At 39.3% G+C, this 20,930-nt stretch carries 14 protein-coding genes; 11 read left to right on the plus strand and 3 right to left on the minus strand.

The genetic code is table 11. The annotated features are described in order from the left end of the window. The first annotated feature begins 59 nt into the window (after positions 1–59). Entirely contained in the window at positions 60–494 is a 435-nt protein-coding gene (locus BM179_RS12685; protein WP_092017364.1) for a MarR family winged helix-turn-helix transcriptional regulator, read from the plus strand. Positions 495–557: 63 nt separating this feature from the next. Then, on the plus strand, positions 558–974 hold the full coding sequence (locus BM179_RS12690; RefSeq protein WP_092017366.1) for an organic hydroperoxide resistance protein: 417 nt from the start codon (positions 558–560) through the stop codon (positions 972–974). A gap of 61 nt (positions 975–1,035) precedes the next feature. Here BM179_RS12690 and BM179_RS12695 read toward each other — a convergent pair whose 3' ends face one another. Continuing rightward, positions 1,036–2,037 carry a Gfo/Idh/MocA family oxidoreductase gene (locus BM179_RS12695; RefSeq protein WP_092017368.1) on the minus strand — a complete coding sequence of 334 codons (1,002 nt, stop codon included), beginning with the start codon at positions 2,035–2,037 and terminating at the stop codon, positions 1,036–1,038. 269 nt (positions 2,038–2,306) lie between these two features. Here BM179_RS12695 and BM179_RS12700 point away from each other — a divergent pair, with 269 nt between their 5' ends. Further along, positions 2,307–5,108 (plus strand): outer membrane beta-barrel protein, encoded by a 2,802-nt coding sequence (locus BM179_RS12700; protein WP_177219388.1) that lies wholly within the window; start codon positions 2,307–2,309, stop codon positions 5,106–5,108. Positions 5,109–5,149: 41 nt separating this feature from the next. Continuing rightward, positions 5,150–5,899, plus strand: coding sequence for a GLPGLI family protein (locus BM179_RS12705; RefSeq protein ID WP_092017372.1), 750 nt, complete (start codon positions 5,150–5,152; stop codon positions 5,897–5,899). A 57-nt stretch (positions 5,900–5,956) separates the two neighbouring features. Here the strand turns inward: BM179_RS12705 and BM179_RS12710 are convergent, their stop codons facing one another. Continuing rightward, the gene (locus BM179_RS12710) at positions 5,957–6,829 is read right to left on the minus strand and encodes an AraC family transcriptional regulator (RefSeq protein ID WP_092017374.1); all 873 of its coding nucleotides are present in this window, start codon (positions 6,827–6,829) and stop codon (positions 5,957–5,959) included. A gap of 439 nt (positions 6,830–7,268) precedes the next feature. Between BM179_RS12710 and BM179_RS12715 the strand changes: the two genes are divergently transcribed. The 7 genes from BM179_RS12715 (at position 7,269) to BM179_RS12750 (ending at position 20,133) form a co-directional block, all read left to right on the plus strand. Continuing rightward, positions 7,269–8,648: an MFS transporter gene (locus BM179_RS12715; protein ID WP_229632945.1), complete on the plus strand. Its 1,380-nt coding sequence runs from the start codon at positions 7,269–7,271 to the stop codon at positions 8,646–8,648. A gap of 255 nt (positions 8,649–8,903) precedes the next feature. Beyond that, the gene (locus BM179_RS12720; RefSeq protein ID WP_092017376.1) at positions 8,904–9,728 is read left to right on the plus strand and encodes a class I SAM-dependent methyltransferase; all 825 of its coding nucleotides are present in this window, start codon (positions 8,904–8,906) and stop codon (positions 9,726–9,728) included. A gap of 266 nt (positions 9,729–9,994) precedes the next feature. Further along, positions 9,995–11,029 (plus strand): FecR family protein, encoded by a 1,035-nt coding sequence (locus BM179_RS12730; protein ID WP_092017380.1) that lies wholly within the window; start codon positions 9,995–9,997, stop codon positions 11,027–11,029. A gap of 77 nt (positions 11,030–11,106) precedes the next feature. After that, positions 11,107–14,574 carry a SusC/RagA family TonB-linked outer membrane protein gene (locus BM179_RS12735; RefSeq protein WP_092017382.1) on the plus strand — a complete coding sequence of 1,156 codons (3,468 nt, stop codon included), beginning with the start codon at positions 11,107–11,109 and terminating at the stop codon, positions 14,572–14,574. A 31-nt stretch (positions 14,575–14,605) separates the two neighbouring features. Further along, entirely contained in the window at positions 14,606–16,054 is a 1,449-nt protein-coding gene (locus BM179_RS12740) for a RagB/SusD family nutrient uptake outer membrane protein (protein WP_092017383.1), read from the plus strand. A 79-nt stretch (positions 16,055–16,133) separates the two neighbouring features. After that, on the plus strand, positions 16,134–16,559 hold the full coding sequence (locus BM179_RS12745) for a hypothetical protein (protein ID WP_143095220.1): 426 nt from the start codon (positions 16,134–16,136) through the stop codon (positions 16,557–16,559). 16 nt (positions 16,560–16,575) lie between these two features. Further along, complete coding sequence (locus tag BM179_RS12750) at positions 16,576–20,133, plus strand: VCBS repeat-containing protein (protein WP_092017387.1); 3,558 nt, start codon at positions 16,576–16,578, stop codon at positions 20,131–20,133. An 11-nt stretch (positions 20,134–20,144) separates the two neighbouring features. Here BM179_RS12750 and BM179_RS12755 read toward each other — a convergent pair whose 3' ends face one another. Beyond that, positions 20,145–20,861, minus strand: coding sequence for an SDR family oxidoreductase (locus BM179_RS12755; protein WP_092017389.1), 717 nt, complete (start codon positions 20,859–20,861; stop codon positions 20,145–20,147). Between the last annotated feature and the right edge of the window lie 69 nt (positions 20,862–20,930).

Here is a 20,930-nt window from a genome sequence, read left to right on the forward strand (position 1 = left end):
TAATATTTTGCTTGCATTTAAATTGTATACAATATAATTTTGTACAAACAAAATAGAAAATGCTCGAATTAACGCTGAAATATCAACTTTGTTTTCCGATGTACGCTTTGTCCAGGCAAGTAACGGCTTTGTACAGGCCTTTGCTTGAACCGTTGGGTCTGACGTATCCGCAGTACCTTATTCTTATGCTGATGTGGGAACATAAGAAGCTTACCGTGAAGGAGATCGGAAAGGAGCTTTGGCTGGATAGCGGAACACTTACTCCTTTATTAAAAAGAATGGAGGAAAAGGGTCTGGTGGAAAGAATAAGAGATAAATCAGATGAAAGAGTCGTGAATATTCATCTTACTGAATCCGGAATGTTATTTCGAAATGAGTGTTTGGACATACCTTCTAAAATACAATGTCAGCTGAATCTCAATCCTGATCAGGCGGTTGCTTTAAGAAGCCAGTTGTACGAATTATTGGAAGTCCTTGATAAACAGGGCACCTAGACAATGAAATTACACTTTATCATAAAACTATAAAATCAGTACTTAAACAAATCACAGCAAACAATGGAAAAATTATATACTGCCGTAGCTACTGCTACAGGCGGACGCAATGGTCATGTAGAATCTTCTGATAATGTATTAAATCTTGAAACCCGTATGCCTAAAGAGTTAGGCGGGGGAGGTGGTGCTTACACCAATCCGGAACAACTCTTTGCCGCAGGATATGCAGCTTGTTTTGACAGTGCATTAAATCTTGTGATTCGCAGCCAGAAAATGAAAACTGAAATAACTACGGTAAGCGCAGAAGTGAGTCTTGGGAAAAATGAAAACGGAGGATTTGCATTAGCAGTAAAACTTAATGTAACTATTCCGGGCGTTGAACGTGAATTAGCCGAGGAATTGGTTGCAAAAGCACATCAGGTTTGTCCTTACTCAAATGCCACAAGGGGTAATATTGAAGTAGAACTTTCAGTAATATAAGTTCCGAAAGAATAAAATCCCAAAAAGAATCCCGGTCATTTGGCCGGGATTCTTTTTTAATTTATCTGATTTTTCCGATTACTTTCAATTGTTCGGCAACCTGTTCCGGTTTTACCAGCAATTCTTTTCCTTCTGTAATCGCTTCATAGATATTTTGGAAAAGAATATCCCAGTTTCCATCCAGTGTTTCAACGGTTCCCCTGAAATGAAGCCCGTTTATTTCTGTATTTAACAGACCCCGGTTTGCCGCAGGTTCTTTTCCGAAATCAACCGAACCAGGTTTTAATCCCGCTTTCAGCTGGTCTTCCTGAATATCCATTCCATATTTAACAAAAGAGCCTTTTGTTCCGTGTAAAACATATCTCGGGCCTTCTTCTCTAACCAAAAGACTTGATTTTAAGGTTACTTTTAATTTTCCAAAACTCAGACGGACGTTAAATGCATCATCTACACTGGAATTTTCCCGTTGAATAAAAGTCTCTCCTGCTACCTCGTCAGGTGTGCCAAACAGAGAAATAGCCTGGTCGATAAGGTGTGAACCCAGATCAAAAAGAATACCACTCATCGGACTTACGGTTTCTTTCCATTGTTTGGTATTGAGAACCGGTTTATAGCGGTCGAAATGAGCTTCATAACTTAGCAATTCTCCCAGCACTCCGCTCTGTACAATTTGCCTGACAGTACGGAAATCACTGTCGAATCTTCTGTTTTGAAAGACCGTAAGTACTTTATTTTGCTTTTTGGACAATTCTATCAGCTCATTTGCCTGCTCTGTATTTGCTGCGAAGGGTTTTTCGATCAGAACATGTTTCCCTGCCAGTAATGCTTTTTTAGCATACTCATAATGTGTATCGTTTGGAGTGGCCACACTTATGAAATCTATTTCCGGATCGTTCAGGATTTCATCCAGTGAACGGGAAACACTTACTCCCGGATAAATCTCCTGAGGATTCTGATTGCCGGAAAGTATAGTTTTTAAACGAAAATTGGGATTGGCTAAAAGATAAGGAGCTTGTAAATATCTGCCGGATAAACCAAAACCTAATAAAGCAACAGTTACCATAATATTTGAAGGGATAAAGACGTATTTGGAGCTTAAAATTAGCGCAGTAATTCTATAAAATGGTTGAAAACAGGAGATTTAATTTGAAAAAGTTAAAAATAAAATCACTCCGGAAGGCTTTAAACATATTAATTCATCACAAATATCGACCGGTTAACATTTTTTAACTATGAGTATTTGAGAAATTAAACTAGGTTTATAGTTAATTAAAAATGAGAGGGGATCTAAAATTTTCCGCCTCACCTTACTATTTAACGCTCTATTTAAAAATGAAAAAAATCCTACTCCTCATTAGTATTCTCTTGTTTACTCATCTCGTAAATGCTCAGAATCCTTCGAGAATTGTTATCAAAGGCAGCATTAAGGATACTGCCGGAACGGCATTGTCGGCTGCTACGGTCATGTTGCTTCAGCCCAAAGATTCATCCCTGGTAAATTTCGCAAGAGCCAATGAATCAGGTACTTTTGAGTTTAAAAATGTCAGAAATGCCAATTATATTCTGAAAGTTTCCTACGTCGGATATCTGCCATACCAACAGGTTTTGTCTCCTTCCGCTTCTGAAATAAACGATCTGGGCAATCTGAAAATCAAACCCATTGCTAAAGAACTCATTGAAGTGGTTGTTAAAACTGCCAGGGCCCCGCTGACAATCAGAGGTGATACAATCGAATATAATGCTTCTTCTTTTAAAGTCCCACCAGGATCGTCAGTAGAAGATTTGCTCAGAAGACTTCCCGGAATAGAGGTGGATGCAAGTGGAAATATCAAAGCACAGGGAAAAGATGTGAAAAAAGTACTTGTTGACGGGAAAACGTTTTTCGGAGATGATCCCAAAGCCGCAACAAAAAACCTTGGTGCGGAGACTATTTCTAAAATTCAGGTATTTAACGATAAATCTGAACAGGCAAAACTTACAGGCGTAGATGATGGAAAAAAAGAAAAGGCTATTAATCTGGAGCTAAAAGAAGAATTTAAAAAAGGTGCTTTCGGAAAAGTGACGGTTGCCGCCGGAACGGAATCAAGAGGTGTGCTGAGAGGGAATTATAACCGTTTCAACAAAAAAGAGCAGTTTTCAATATTAGGTTACACTAATAATATCAATGAAACGGGTGTAAACTGGAATGATTACGGGGAATTTAAAGGAAATAACTCATTCAATAATAACGATAACGGAGATTTTGGCTTTGCCAATGGCGGATCCAGGTACAATTTCGACGGAGGTGATCTGCTCAATAATTTTGATGGAAAAGGTTTTACCAACAATTTTGGAACCGGATTGAATTATAATTATACCTTTCAAAAGACCAAATTCAGCAGCAGCTATTTCTATAATCAGACCCGGTTGTCGCTGGATCAGTTTGAAGAGAAGAAGACTTTTTTACAGAATAGCTTTTTCTCAAATACTGATACGACCGGAAAAACTGATTTCCGGAGAAATCATAGTGTAGCAATGCGGGTAGAGCAAATGCTTGACTCAAGTAATACCTTGATAGCCAAGGCGAATCTTCGGGTGAGTCATTCAGATGTGGGAACCAATCAGAGCCAAAGGTATTTTACGGATGAAAATACATTAAATACTACTTCTAAAATAGATAATTCTTCAAAGCTTAATTCGCTGGGATTTTCAGGTTCTTTGATTTTCAGACATAAATTCAAGAAAAAAGGCAGAAATTTTGCCTTAAGTACGGGCTTAAATACCAACTCTTCGGATGGAACGGAAAATCTTAATTCACTCAGTCGTTTTCTGAATGCCACAAACGTAAATGAACAGGTCAAAGCGCTTGGGCAGTTAAACCAGAATGAGAATAAAGCAACACTGATAAAATCAAGTCTGTTTTTCCTTGAACCGATTTCTAAGAAAATGTACTGGGAATCATTTTATAATTTCAGTACCGATCACCGTGAAGTAGGGAGAGAGGCATTTAACGCACTCAGAAATAACAGCCGTTTCGACAGTTTAAGTACTTTTTATAAGAACACCATTAACTATAACAGGGTCGGTACGAGTTTAAGATATTCGTTTAAGGGAGTCAATGTAACAGTAGGTTTGGCAGCACTCAGATTTGATCTGGAAGGGAAACTTTACGGTGGAAAAGACTACCCTGTTGCACAAAGTCTGACAAAAAGCTATGATGCCGTTACACCGAATATTTCTTCTGACATTGCGCTGAAAAATAATACCTATTTAAGCCTTAATTATACCCTGAATGTTCAGGCACCTGATATCAGTTATCTCCAGCCGGTTGTCAATAATAACAATCCTTTTTACATTATTACCGGAAACCCGGATTTATTACCTGAAAAAAGTAATAACCTGAGCCTTTATTTTAACAAGTTTGATCCTGCAACTTTTTCTTACATTAACCTTTGGACAGAATATAATTCCTATTCAAGTCAGATCGTTTATAACCAGACCGTTGATGAGAATTTTGTTACCAGAACCAGACCAGAGAACCTTTCCGGCGGAAAGAATTTTAATGTAGGAACTTATATCGGTTTCCCGATTGTCAAAACTAAATTTACGCTTAACCTGAATGGGAATGCTTCAATCGGCAACAGCCCGACTTTTATTAATGGAGTAAAGAATGAGACGGATAATAAATCCTATCAATTGGGATTAGGCTTTAATATAAATCCAAGTGAGAAATTACTCATGAATGTTTCGGGAAGACTGGGTTTCAATAATATCAATTATTCCATTGAAGAACGCCAGAATCAGCAGATAAGAAACCATGGTATAGATGCTTCTGTAAAATGGAATTTTGCGAAGAAACTTTTCCTCGAAACCAATCTTGATTATAAAACGTACCGCAACGATCGTTTTGGTTTTGATCAGAATATTCCTATTTACAATTGCTCTGTCAGAAAACTTTTTGGAAAAGAAAATAAGGTAGAAGTACGTCTGGCGGCATTTGATATCTTTAATAAACGCCAGAATATTGTTCAGATGGCTTCTCAAAACTATGTTACTACCCAGAGAGCCTTGACTTTGGCAAGATATTTTATGCTGAGCTTTACCTACAATATGAAAGGCCATGCTGATAAACTGAAGAAAAACGGAGGTTGGTAATCATTTCCCGATAAAAGATATTAAGAATTTTAACTGAATAAATGATGAAGAAAATAGTTGTATTATTAATGGTAATGAGTTCTTTCTCAGCAATTTCACAAACCAATGAAGGTGTGGTGAAATATACAAGGACTACTTATTGGACTAAATTAATCAGCCAGTTGTCTTATGTTACCAAACAGGAAAAGGACAAAATGTCCTATATGTTTGGCGGAAGGGATGACTGGAAAGAATATATGCTGTTGTATTTTAATGAAAACGGGAGCAGATACACGCATTCAGAAGAGAAAAGCGATGAATCGGAAGGGTATGACTGGGGAAAACAGGAGTTCAATATCAACCGGAATTTTGAGAAAAATACGATGACTGATCTTGTAGACTTTTTGGGAAAAGGATACCTGATTGAAGATTCTCTGCAAACGCCCAAATGGAAAATACTGAATGACTTAAAGGATGTGGCGGGTCATATCTGTATGAAGGCAATGGTTGAGGATACTGTTAAAAAACAAAAAATAATTGCCTGGTTTGCCCAGGATATCCCCCTTAATGCAGGACCTGAACGGCTTTACGGATTACCGGGAATGATTCTCGAGCTTGACATTAATGATGGGGCTGTGATTATTGAAGCGACCAAAATAGAGTTAAAAAAACTGGGAAATGAAATGGATTTGCCCAAAAAACTGAAAGGTAAGAAACTGACCGAAAAGGGATACCAGGAAATGCTGTACAAATTTGTAAAAGAGAAAACAAAAGAGGAAAATGCCAACTGGATCTGGATGGTAAGGTATTAAAAAAACAGTCCGGAAAGATATGGGTTCTTTCCGGACTGCTTTTTTTATAATCAATTGTTATACAAAGGTTCTTGTTCCTGAATAATCTTCCCTGAATTCTTTGGGAGTGCAGCCATGTTTCTTTTTGAAAATTCTGTTGAAATAAGACAGGTTATTGTATCCGCATTTGAACGAAATTTCTGCAATAGTCAGCGTGGTATCAATTAATAACCTCGAAGCATGTCCGAGACGAATGTCGTTCAGACTTTCGATAAATGTCTTTCCGGTTCTTTTCTTAATAAATCTACTGAAGCTCACATCAGTCATATTGACGATTTTCGCAATATCTTCCAGAGAAACATCCTGATGATAATTGTTTCGCATAAATTCGAAAGCCTTCTCAATTCTCCGGCTGCTGTATGATAAGGTATCATTGGCAAAGGTGGAAGTCATGAGGGTTTTGATATTTCTGGAAACAGAAAGATCGTGTAAAATAGACATCAGCTCCAGCACAGAATCAAAGCCGTTTTTCTGGGAAAGTGCAATCAGGCGGGGCTTAATCATTTGGATCGTTTCCGGAGAGAAAGAAATTCCGCGGGCCGATCTTTCCAGCATTGACCGTATAAAACTAAGCTGATTTCGTTTCAGGAGCTTTTCATCAAATAAATCCCGGTGAAACTGAATGGTAATTTCATGAATTTCTTCGCTGTTTGCCTCATGTGTAAACCAGCCATGAGGAACATTCGAACCGACCATCACCAATTCCAGGTTATCAATAATATCAATATTATCTCCTACAACCCTTTTGGCACCTTGGGCATTTTCTATAAAATTAAGCTCAAACTCATCATGAAAATGTAAAGGGAAATCAAATTTATTCTTCTTCCTGGCAAAAACCATAAAGCAATCATTCGCAGTCAGCGGGGTAATCTCACGGTAAATTTTATTCATAGGAAAATCAAAACAGTTAAAGATGCTTAGAAAAATGGCAATTTATTTGTTCGCAAATTCCAATTTTTTTTTGAAATAATCTAATTTGTATTATAAAAAATAGACCTGAATAATGGTTCATTTTACGGTTTAGACTAGTTTGCACTAATATTGGGATAAAATTGTACGTAGTGTAAGATAATTTAATTGCAGAACCTGTGGACTGGTTTTATACTGTTTCACAGTGAACAAGAGCTGAAAATTTCACTTTAGAAAGAATCAGAAGACAGAAATAGTATTTTTTCAGGCATTTTTATGAAATTATTTTAACCATCTTTTAATTTAATCTAAATTGCAGGAAAAAGCTCCTTTATCCACCGGAGCGGTATTATTAACCAAATTATCTATAAAAAATATCTTCATGTCCAAAAGTAATTCTAAGTCACATTTATACACCTTGATGACCGTATGGTTTTTTTGGGGATTTGTGGCAGCCTCTAATGGAATTCTCATTCCACTTTTCAAAGATAAATTTCATTTGTTGCAATGGCAGTCCCAATTAGTGGATTTTGCATTTTACATTGCATACACCGTTGGTTCTATTTTGTATTTCCTGGTTTCAGGTTTCCTGAAAAAGGATATCCTTAACAAGATTGGCTACAAAAACGGAATTGTTTACGGGTTGATTATTTCAGCGGTCGGGACATTATTATTCATTCCCGCAGCTCAGATTCAATCCTTTGAATTACTTTTGTCGGCCTTGTTTATCGTAGGACTAGGTTTCTCTTTACAACAGACAGCTACCCAGCCATTTATGATTGCTTTGGGAGATCCTTCAACCGGATCACAGCGGATTAACATGGGTGGAGCGGTGAATAACCTTGGTACCACTATCGGACCGGTTCTGATTAGTGCAGCTATTTTTGGTGCGATTTCAGAAGATGCTGCTAAAAATGCGAGTATCGAGTCTGTAAAAATGCCTTATTTGATTTTAGGGGCAATTTTCCTGCTTTTCGCCTGGTTTTTCAAAGCGTCAAAATTACCGCATATTACCAATGATGAAGAAGTTGAAATCGGAACGGGGGTTTTGAAATATCCGCAATTGGTTTTGGGAATGATTGCTATTTTTATGTACGTTGGTGTGGAAGTGACAATCGGAAGTAACCTCGGGGAATACCTTAAAGTTTCCGAGAAACTGGATGCTTCACAGATTTCTCCTTATGTTTCTCTTTTCTGGGGAAGTATGATGATGGGAAGATGGACTGCTTCTATTCCGAATTTTGATGTTTCACCAAAAACCAAAAATATCCTTACAGTAGTAGTGCCGTTTGTTGCTTTTGCGGTTGTTTTGATCGTGAATGCCATCAGAGGAAGTGATATCAGCGGTTTATATATTTATGGGGTTTGTGTAATTTCTTTAATTATTGCCTTCTTCTTAAGCAATGATAAACCTGTAAGAACCCTGATTATTTTTGCATCATTAGGCGCTATTGCTATTACAATTGGTTTGTTTACTACCGGAAGAGTTGCCTTGTTTGCTTTTATCAGCGGTGGTCTTTTCTGTTCGGCATTATGGTCTGCTATTTTCTCTCTTTCTACAGCAGGATTAGGAAAATACACTAACCAGGGCTCGGCTTTCCTGATTATGATGATTATGGGTGGTGCAATTGTTCCGGTAATCCAGGGACGTCTGGCGGATTCTATCGGTATCCAGCTCTCGTACATTGTTCCGGTAATCGGGTTCCTTTATCTGGCATTCTTCGCTATCAGAGTACAGAGTGTATTAAGAAAACAGGGAATTGATTTTGATAAAGATGTAATTAAAGGAGCAGGACATTAATCCCTCACTTCGCTTTAATTTCAGGAGTGTATTGTCAGATTATCTGGCGGTACACTCTTTTTTATGAAGAATATACTCAAATCTTAAATAGCAAGAATATTAAAAATCATGACATTTTGTACCTTTATCAGATTAAACTGTCTTTATAAATATCAAATGTAAATTTCTCTGCCATAGATATCTGTAATCTTTGGCTGAGAACGTATATCTATATAGTTACAAATCCCTTCTAAAATTCAATTTATAAAGATTTCCATGAAAAAATCTCAGTTAGTTCATAATGAAATAGATGTTTTTTATACACAGACTTCTGAAGAAGAGCGATTGCAGTTAGGCCTTGGACCGCTTGAGTTTGAGAGAAACAAAGACCTTATCGGAAGATTTATACCGAATCCTCAGGCTGTAATTGTTGACGTAGGCGGTGGCCCGGGGATCTATTCTGAATGGCTTGCCGGATTGGGACATAAAGTTCATTTGGTGGATCCGGTTGAAAAGCATATCAAACAAGCCCAGAAAAGAGCAGCCAAACGTAAAAGTACTTTCAGCTGCTATCTGGGAGAGGCCCGGAAACTGGAGTTCAAAGATGATTTTGCCGATCTGGTAATATTACATGGGCCTTTATATCATTTACAGGCAAGAGAGGATAGAATCAAAGCGATCGCAGAAGCACACAGGGTTTTGAAAAAAGGAGGCATTATGCTTGGTTTTGCCATTAATAGTGCTGCTACAACCGTTGCTGGTTTGCTCAATGGGATTATTCATGAGCCTGGTTTTCTGGAAATGTGTAAAACAGAACTTAGCACCGGCGTACATAACCCCCCTCCGAACTGGCCGGGTTTACTGGTACAGGGATTCTATCACAAACCTGCTGAATTGCTTAATGAAGTCGAAGAGACAGGTTTAAAATATATTGACACATTTGCCGTGGAAGGGATGATCTGGCTTGACAGGAATTATTATGAAAACCGACATAATCCTGAAAGAAAGCAGGGTATGATGGACTTATTGCAACTCACGGAAAAAGAAAAATCCCTGTTGTCATTTAGTCCTCATATGATGATTGCTGCTCAAAAGGCTTAAATTGTTTCGAATGCCTGAGCTTTCTCTTTATGGGAAAGAACTCAGGCATTTTACTTTTCTTCTTCAGACGTTTTGAAAAATATTTTCAGAAATTTTAATGTGATAATAAATTGATTTTCAGTTTGTTGATGATTTATTTGTTTCTTTGTTGAAAATATTTTGAAAAAAAACCGGTAAAAATCCCCACCAGCTGCCATTGCTCCTTTGATTCGGAAAACCGGATTGTCAAAAGACAATCTACTCCTCCGGAATACGCAGATTTTTTTATGAATATTGACTATACCAAATACAGCACAGCTGATTTTGCAGCTGATCCTTATTTTATTAAATGGCTTAAAAATCCGGATGAAAAAGCCATCGCTTTTTGGGAGGCCTGGATAATCAGTAATCCGGAAAAGTTCGAAACCGTTTCTGCGGCTAAAACCCTGATTGAAGGCTGGGTAATTAATCCTGAGGTATCGGCCAATGATGCTATGGCAGAAGTATGGTCGAAGATTCAGGATCAGATTGCTGAAGAAGAAAAGCCAGAAGGTCTGATTATCAAATTGATATCAAAACCAAACTTCTTTAAATATGCAGCTTCTTTCGTCGGACTCCTTTGCTGTATCGGACTTTATGTTATGCTGTTTCAGCGTACAGAAAATACTGTAATTGTCACACACGAAGGTGAAACCAAATCAGTTCGTCTTCCTGATGGGTCGACGGTTGTTTTAAATTCAAATTCTTCAATTGAATGGTCCGGGGCCTGGAAACCACAGCAAGCCAGAGAAGTTACGTTAACAGGAGAAGGGTATTTCTCAGTTACACACCAGCAAAACCATCAGAAGTTCATCGTAAAAACACCTGATAAACTGAAAGTAGAGGTATTGGGAACCGAATTTACGGTTTCTGAAAAAATCAATAAAACCAGGGTAGTTCTTAACTCCGGGAAGGTGAAGCTTTATCTGGATAATGATGATAACTCATTGATTATGAAACCAGGAGAATTAGTTGAGGTCTCGAATGATGCCGGAAGAGAAGTAACCAGAAGAAATGTGGTTCCGGAAGTTTATAGCACATGGAAAGATAATTTGTTTGTTTTTGATAACACACCTTTGCTTGAGGTAGCCTCTATGATCGAAAGTGATTTTGGTTATAAAGTAAAATTTGCAGATGATTCCCTGAAAAGCAGGAAAATCACCATCAAACTTCCTAAAAGAGACCTGAGTTTATTATTGGTCTCTATTTCTGAAATGCTTGATCTGAAAATTGAAAAACAGAAAAACCGCATTCTGATTGCCCAGAATCCTGCGGTCAGATAAAAAAAACCAGTACTTTCTGATAGAACTCACCTGTTTGACTTTTGACAAATTAACGAAACCCAATCTAACAAAATCCAATGAAAATAACTTTACTTAATTACCGGAAACTGAGCTCAGCCTGGCTATTGATTTTGTGTTGTCTGCTGATTTCTGACCCGATTTCGGCGCAGCTGCTGGCTACAAACAAGTTCGGCCAGGTGCGTAAAAAGGGTAAAAATCCTTTACTCGTAAAAGAAGCATTAAGGGAACTGGAAAAGAAATATAATATCACTTTTGGATATGAAGGACAAGCTTTGGATAATCTGTATGTTGCTTCAGACCTGTGGCAACAGGGGAATGACCTGAAAACAGCAGTAAATGCTTTATTATCACCTCTCAAACTGACTTACAAACAGATAAAAAAGGATGTTTTTGTTATAAAATTACCAAAAGTATCACCGGCTGAAGGAATGATTAAGGATGAAAATCCGGCATTGTCTCCGGAATTTTCCGGTAATAATCCTTTAAACCAATTGGAAGCAAGATTGAAGGCTATCGCTTTTCCGGTAAAAGGGAAAGTTCTTGATGACAAAGGAGAAAGCGTTCCGGGAGTAAGTGTAAAACTGAAAGGCACAAGCGTCGGAACAGTTACGGATGTGAATGGTGAGTTTTCTATTAATGCTCCTGATAATAAAGGTGTGCTGGTTTTCTCACACATTGGTTTCATAACGAAAGAAGTTGCGATTAATAATAAAACTGTTTTTGAAGTAACGCTTGAAACCAATAACAAAGAATTAGGGGAGGTAGTAGTTGTAGGTTATGGAACACAGGAAAAGAAGGATGTAACCGGAGCAGTATCCGTTGTGAAAGGCTCTGATATTCAGAATCTTCCTTCCGGAGGGGCACAGCAGGCTTTGCAGGGAAGAATGTCGGGGGTGAACGTAGTGAGAAATGGCGGAGCTCCGGGCAATGCAGGCTCAATCCGCATCAGAGGTCTTGGAACGGTTAACAATGCAGACCCGTTAATCGTAATTGACGGGGTTCCGGCGGGAAGTATGAATGACGTCAACCCTAATGACATTGAGTCGATGGACGTACTGAAAGATGCTTCAGCCTCAGCTATTTATGGAACAAGAGCTGCGAATGGTGTGATTTTGATTACTACTAAACGAGGTAAATTCGACGATAAGCTTAAATTAACCGTTAACAGTTATTACGGCGTATCCAACAGAATAAAAACGTTACCTGTACTGGATGCAGGAATGTATTCAAAATTAAAACAGGAAGCATATAAAAACGATGGACTGGATGTTCCTCCGATCTGGCTTGACCCTCAGTATCAGCAGCAAAAAACGAACTGGCAGGATCAGATTTTTAGCCAGGGAACTACCAAAAACCTTGATTTGTCATTGCGCGGGGGCGGGAAATATTCCTCTTTTGTTATTTCCGCCGGACATTATAATGAACAGGGAATCATAGGGAAATCGTATTACGAAAGATATACCTTCCGTCTTAACTCAGATCATAAAATCAGTGACCGCCTCAAAATCGGCCAGAATCTTCAGTTTACCAATACACATGACAATGCGCCGAATACCCTTTCTGCACAGGACGGTCTGCTTTGGTCTGCTATTCGTTTTCATCCTGGACTTCCGGTTTTTAATCCTGACGGAACTTATAGTACCACTAAAGATAAAGGCGCTTTCGGAGATATTAACAACCCTGTTTATACTATTGATAATCAGGATAAAGACAATGCCCGTAACCGTATTTTGGGAAGTGTTTCAGGAGAGCTGGAAGTTGTGAAGGGGCTGAAATTGAGAGCGAATATTGCAATTGATGCGACTTTTACCAATTCTCAGAACTTTGAAGTCAAAATAACGGATCAGTTTCGCTCTTCTCAATGGAATCAGCTGACAGTAAAAAATGATAAATACTGGGCCTTTTTGCAGGAATATTTCCTTTCTTACGACAAAGTTTTTGGTAAACATGCGATAGGACTTGTGGGTGGATATACCTCTCAGACCTTTAATGACATTTATTCGGCCAGTCAGGGCAGGGATTTTGCCAGTGAGGATCCTGAGCTGCGTTATCTTCGTTATGCAAGTACGATCGTTTCTTTGGGAGATGATAATGGCGGAAAAAGCTACGATGCCCTTCAATCTTATTTCATGCGTGTAAATTACGCTTTCAAAGACCGTTATCTTTTAACAGCGACTTTCCGGGCAGATGGCTCTTCAAAATTTGCTCCCGGTAAAAAATGGGGAAATTTTCCTGCTTTTTCACTCGGATGGCGTATTTCCGACGAACCGTTCTTCAAAAACCTCAGCCCGGTTGTCAGCAACCTGAAACTGACAGGTGGCTGGGGACAACTGGGTAACCAGAATGTTAACTCACTGCAATACTTAGCCTTAATTAATTCAACGTATCGCTATTCTTTCGGAGATCAGAATACAACGGGGTCTGCGCAGGGAAGATTACCGAATCCGAATATCGGCTGGGAGACAGCTGAAATGACCAACTTCGGCCTGGACATGGGTTTTATGCAAAACCGGATTCTGGCTACCGTAAATTATTTCATAAAAGATACCAGAAATATGCTTTTGGCTCCGCCTGCGGTTGGAACACTGGGAAGAGCGTCTATTCCTGACCAGAATGTGGGAGAATTGAGAAACCAGGGTCTTGAGATAGAGCTGACATATCAGAAAAAAGTAGGAGAGTTTTCTTTCACACTGAGTGGAAACGCCACGTTTATTTCAAACAAAATCACTAAACTTCTGACGCCGGGCAGTTTTCTGGGAGGACAGACTTACGGACGTACCGATCAGGAAATTACAAGGTCATACGAAGGAAGTGCCTACGGAACATTTTATGGCTGGAAAACAAACGGTCTTTACCAGAGTCAGGATCAGATCAACGCAGATGCAGGGATAGCAAAAGATCCGAGGAAAGCACAAGGTCTGATTCATCCTGGAGATGTACGTTTTGTAGATCTGAATGGTGATGGAGTAATTGATAACAAAGACCGGACAATTATCGGAAACCCTCAGCCGAAGGTAACCTATGGTTTTAATACGAATTTCGCCTATAAAGGCTTTGATCTGAATTTATTTTTCCTTGGCGTAGGAGGAGTAGATATTTACAATGCAGACCGAATGCAGGGATTGGATGCCAGTTATTCCTTTAATATGTACGCTGAAAATGCAGGAAGATGGCAGGGAAGTGGTTCGAGCAACACAATTCCGAGGGTAAGTGCTACCAATCCGAATAAGAACTTCAGAACTTCGGATCTTTTTGTAGAAAGCGGAGATTTCCTGAGATTGAAAAATGTTACATTGGGCTATACCTTACCGAAAAGTCTGACTGAGCGCCTGAAAATTGCTACGGCAAGACTATATGTAACAGGACAGAATATCTTCACAATTACAAATTACTCAGGATTGAATCCGGAATTAGGTTATGCTGAAGGAAACCGGTCGGCAGGGCAGTATCCGCAACAAAATGTTGATTATGCCCAATATCCACAGGCAAGAACATTTACCGTCGGAGCAACTATCTCTTTCTAAATCAACTAATCCTGCTAAAAAATTCGGAAAAATGAAAAAAAATAACATCATAGCAATATTAATCTTCCTCCTGATTTTTACAGGTTGCCGAAGTGACTTACTCGAATCAACACCATACGGACAAACAGCCTCAGATAAATTCTGGAGAAACGGAGATGATGTGGTTTCTGCCACAAATGCCATTTATTCTCCCTTGCTGGATGAGGATGGCTATGCACATACAGAATATACTTTTGATAACTGCTCAGATGATATGAACCGTGCCGGAGATCACCCGGATGAGACCTCTTTGGAGCTTTTTACTTTTGATGCGACAAATTCTCATATCGGTGCAACCTGGTCCACTAAATATGAAGTAATTTCCCGTGCCAACGCCGTATTGATTAATGCTCCGAAAGTAAACATGGATGAAGCCCTTCGCCGTCGCTGTATGGGAGAAGCATATTTTCTTCGCGGGTTTGTTTACTGGCGTTTATCAGTTATTTATGGAGAAGTCCCGATTCTTTTAGAAGCAGATGCTCAATCCGGGAATTTTAATAAAGCCAAATCCAGCCTTGCAGAGGTACAGGCACAGGCAGAAGCAGATTTTCTGAAAGCTGTCGATAACAGACTGGCGGTTTCTTATGACGGAGACAATGCCGGAAGAGCAACACAGGGGTCAGCGTATGGCTTTCTGGCAAAATTATATGTTTATCAGCAACAATGGGACAAAGCGATTGCAGCCGGAGCAAAGGTTACCGGAAATACTGCATATAAACTTGTAACCGACTATGGCCAGAATTTTCAGGGAGCTTTTGAGAATAATTCAGAAGCCCTGTTTGCCTTGCAATATAAATCCGGATGGACAACAGATAATTCCCCGGCTTATTACCATACTCCGGGCGCATGGGGTGGCTGGGGTTTTCATGAACCGATCGAAGACCTTGTGCAGGAGTTTGAACCTAAAGATCCCCGCAGAGCGTATTCTGTACTGAGCGAAGGAGATAAGGTTGACAGAAAAGCGAATGGAATCACAGAATTTACAGCTGATCTGACTCGTGTAACGGGACATGCTTTCAGAAAATATACTGATTTCACGAGTACCGGCGATATGGATCAGGGACTAAATGCACCTTTGCTTAGATCGGCAGATGTTTACTTATTAGTGTCTGAAGCAAAAATCAGATCCGGCAAAAACGGAGATGCTGAACTGAATGCTGTTCGTACAAGAGCAGGATTAAATACTAAGACCAATGCTACAATGACAGATATTATGCACGAACGCAGGGTGGAATTATCCGGTGAAAATGAGCGTCACCAGGATCTTATGCGCTGGGACAAAGCCGGATTGATTGACATTGTGGCGCATTATAAAAAAGACAGAGGTCCATTCAAGCCGGGAAGAAACTTTATTAAACCAAAACATTACTATTTCCCTTTACCACAAAGAGAAATTGATTTAAGTAACGGGATTTTAAAACAAAATCCGAATTATAATTAAAGATTGAAATAAAAGGGTAGCAGACCAACTCAGGTTTGCTGCTCTTTATTTGTTTAATATGAATCAGAGATTGTTCTCAATGAAAAAACTCTTCCTTTTTTTACCACTGCTCTTTTTTCATTGTAAGTCGAAACCAGCTTTCAATAAAAATCAGATTCTGGGCGCCTGGAAGGCTGATTCTGTGTATCATTTTACCAATGGATTTGTACAGGCTATTGCCATTGTAGATTCAGACGAGAATATTGTATATGAGTATGACAGTACCGGCAGCGTTTTCATGAAAAAGGATGGTGAAATCCGCAGGATTCATTATAAATTTATCAGGGAAGATTCTCTGGCTTATTTTGACTCAAAAGGTCAGTTTATGACCGGATACAAAATTCTTGCACTCACACCTGAGAAACTGGTATTGAAGAAGATTCAGAAACCTATGTTTTCCGGTAAAAATCAGGAAGTATTCGAAATACGTCGTTTTTCTCCTGTACCCTCCCAAAGAAAACCTTAAGACATACCAATAATTAATGCGATTCAGACTGTTTTGTTTACTTGTCATCGGACAGCTTTTTCTTTCCTGTCAGCTAAAGCAGGAAGAAAAAAATGCTGGAGAAAGTCTATTCGAGCTGATGTCTCCGGATCAGACAGGCATACATTTTAAAAATGTGCTGAAAGAAGATGAAAAACTGAACATTATTACTTTTGAATATTTCTATAACGGTTCAGGGGTAGGTTTGGGAGATATTAATAATGATGGCCTGGCAGACGTTTTTCTGGGTGGAAATATGTGTAACAGCCGATTGTATCTCAATCGGTCAACACCGGGAAAAGGAGATTTGCAATTTGAAGATATTACTGAAAAAGCGGGAATTAATACTTTCGATGGCTGGACTACCGGAATAGCGATGGCAGATATTAATCAGGATGGTTTACTGGATATTTATGTTTGCAGAGCCGGACCCGGGGATATTTCCAAAAGAGCCAATCAGCTTTATGTAAATCAGGGCAATGCTACTTTTAAAGAACAGGCTGCTGCATATGGACTGGCTGATACCGGGCATACAACTCAGGCAGCATTCTTTGACTACGACAAGGATGGAGACCTGGATGTGTATCTGGTCAACAATGTCATGGAAAAGGTCGGGCCTAATGTTATCCATGAGAAAATTAAGGATGGTTCTGCCAGAAGTACAGATAAGTTATACCGCAACGACGGAGCTCAGACCGGGGGCCAAATCAGATATACAGATGTTTCCGTATTTGCCGGAATTCAGATGGAAGGGTATGGACTTGGAATTTCTATTGTAGATATTAATGAAGATGGCTGGCCGGATGTCTATGTTTCTAATGATTATTTATCAAACGATCACCTCTATATCAATCAGAAAGACGGAAGATTTACAGATGAGATTTCCGGCTATTTCAGGCATCAGAGTTATTCAGCCATGGGAAATGATGCCGCAGATATTGACAATGATGGTCTGGTAGATTTTATTACGGTGGATATGCTCCCGAATGATGACCAGAGAAGGAAGAATATGACTGGATTAATGAATTATGATCGTCATCTTTCTGAAATCCGGAACGGGTACTTTCCACAGTATATGAGAAACACCTTACAGCATAACGATGGACCTGATCCCGAAACCGGAAAACCAATCTTTAATGAAATAGGAAGAATGGCAGGGATTCATCGGACAGACTGGAGCTGGAGTGCTCTGCTGGCTGATTATGATAATGATGGATTCAGGGATTTAATGATAACAAATGGTTTTCCGAAGGATATAACAAATCGTGATTTTGTAGCCTATCGTATGGATCAGTACAGAAAGGGAACCACAGATAATCAATACCTTATGAAGGCTCTGAATACCATTCAGGGAGCCAGTGTTTCAAATTATCTTTACCGGAATAATCAGGGAAATCTGAGCTTTACAGATCAGTCGAAAAACTGGGGTTTTACAAAAAATGCTTTTTCCAATGGCGCAGCATATGCAGATCTGGATAACGATGGGGATTTAGATCTGGTTATCAACAATATAGATGAAAACGCTTTTGTTTACCGGAATCGAAGTAATCTTTTATCCGGAAATCATTTTTTGAGGGTACAACTGGAAGGAACTAAAAAGAATCCGTTTGGTTTCGGCGCTAAAGTGACATTATATAATTCAGGGAAAAAGCAGTTTATCGAACATTCTCCTTATCGTGGATATCAATCTTCTGTAGAGAATATTCTGCATTTCGGTTTAGGCCATGAAACTAAAAAAGTAGATTCTGTAAAAGTAGTCTGGCCCGATGGGAAAAGTCAGCTCTTAAAACAGGTAAAGGCAGATCAGAAACTTATTCTGAAACAGGCTGACGCAATTAATCAGAAAAAACATATTCTTAAGAAACCATCACCGATTTTTCAGGAAGCATCAAATCAGTTAAATATTCATTACTGGCATACTGATGACCTGTATATAGATTTTAAGATACAACCCCTGTTGCCACATTTATTATCACAAAACGGTCCGGGCATTGCCGTCGGAGATGTCAATGGAGACGGAAAAGAAGATTTTTTCGTCGGAGGAGCATTCAACCATTCCGGATCAGTTTTTATACAGCAGAATAAGAACCGTTTTAAAAATTTCCCATTGGTGACAGGTGAGAAATTTGAAGAAGATATGGGAAGTTTACTGTTTGATGCAGATATGGATGGTGATCTGGATTTGTACGTAGTGAGCGGGAGCAATGAGTTTGAACAGAACTCTGTATATTATCGGGATCGCCTTTATAAAAACGACGGGAAAGGGAATTTTAGCCTGGATGTAAATGCTTTACCTGCTATTTCCTCAAGCGGTTCTACAATAAATGCTTCTGATTTTGACAGAGATGGTGATCTGGATCTGTTCGTCGGAGGGTTTTTGTCTCCGGGGGCCTATCCAATGCCTGTCAGCAGTTTTATCCTGCGGAATGAAGGAGGACATTTTATCAATATTACAAACCAGGTTTGTCCTGTGTTAAACAATATAGGCATGGTTAGTTCGGCTTTATGGACTGACTTTGACAAGGATGGCTGGATTGATCTGATTCTGGCAGGGGAATGGATGCCTGTTACTTTTCTGAAAAATCAGGCGGGGAAATTTAAGGATGTTACCAATCAGACGGGTTTATCAGCTATGCACGGTTGGTGGAACAGCCTTGTTGCCGGAGATTTTGATAAAGATGGTGATACCGATTATGTAGCCGGGAATCTGGGACTGAATCAGGAATGGAAAACTTCCGCTGAGAAACCTGTAACGATTTTTGCAGATGATTTTGACCAGAATGGGAGTACAGATCCGATTATCTGTCAATATGTGGGAGAATCTTTGTTTCCGGTATATTCCCGTGATGAAATGACCAGTCAGATGAATTTCCTGCGTAAAAAATTCCCTACTTATGCTGAGTATGCCAAATCTGCTATTTCAGATATTTTTTCAAAAGAGGTGTTAAACAAAGCCTATCAGGCAAAAGCCAGCACTTTCTCATCGGTTTATCTGGAAAATCTGGGGAGAGGCCATTTTAAAGTTCATGAATTACCTATTCCGGCACAGGAAGCTCCGGTTTATGGCATGACTTCCGGAGACTATGATAAGGACGGGAACCCCGACTTACTGATGGTTGGAAATTCATATGCCACCGAATCGACTACCGGACAATTCGATGCTTTTAATGGTGTTTTTCTGAAAGGAGACGGAAAGGGGGGATTTATGCCTTTAAGACCCTCAGCAAGTGGTTTCTTTGTAGATGGAGATGGAAAAGGGCTGGCAGAACTGGTGTTAAATGATGGTAAAAGTCTGATATTGGCAGGGCAAAATAATAACAGTCTGAAGACATTTGTTCAACGTAGCACCCAATCTGAGGGCATCATCAAAACAGGAACATTAGACACCTTTGCGGAAATCACCTCTTCTGAGGGAAAAACTCAAAGACTGGAGCTTTCGTACGGATCAACATACCTTTCACAGTCTTCGAGAACGATTATTATTCCTGAGAAAACACTCAGGGTTATTTTACATGATTCAAAAGGAAAAACCAGAATCGCGTTTGAAAAAAAATGAGAAAACAATTATTAAAAGTTCCTTTCTATGGCGGGTCTTAAGACAATTTCATCCAGCATTACTTCCGCTGGAAGGTTCATCGTCTTCAGAATGGTCTCTGCTACACTTTCCGGAGAAAGATAATCTTCCCTGACAGTATCACGGAACCCGGTATTGACACCACCCGGATATACAGAGATAACTTTAATATTGTCTTTTCTGACTTCTTTCCGGAATACTTTCGTGAGTGCATCAAGTCCGGATTTGGAGGCAGTGTAAGCTCCGATTCCTTCATTCGAAAATAAACAGACCGTAGAAAGTACATTAATAATGGTTCCCTGCTTGAAAGGCTTCATGATTTTAGAGGTTTCCTTCATCATAATCATAGGAGCTCTCAGGTTAATTTTATACATCCAGTCAAGATCTTCCGTATTGATTTCCTCGACATTTCCTCTTGCTGAGTTTAATCCGGCACAATTAATCAGATAGTCGATCCGGCCAAATTTTTCATGGATTCCCCGGATAAAATTTACAATCTCTGTTTCTTTGGAAAGACAGAAAATACCTGAAAAATGTTTTTTCATCTCTTCCGCTCCGATTTCAAGGTATAAATCGTTCATTTTTTGTTCAGATCTTCCACAAAAAGCAACGAGTGCTCCGGCTTCAATTAATCTGAATAAAAGACTGCGTCCGATTCCGGCACTTGCACCCGATAAAAGCACGACCTTGTCAGTTAAAAACGTATGCATTGGTTAAAGGTTTTCGAAGATTAGCGTATTTGAAATGATCATTTTTCCGGAGATCAGCCTTACAAATTT

Origin of the sequence: Pseudarcicella hirudinis, assembly GCF_900115665.1 — a bacterium.
GTDB classification, from domain to species: Bacteria; Bacteroidota; Bacteroidia; order Cytophagales; family Spirosomataceae; genus Pseudarcicella; species Pseudarcicella hirudinis.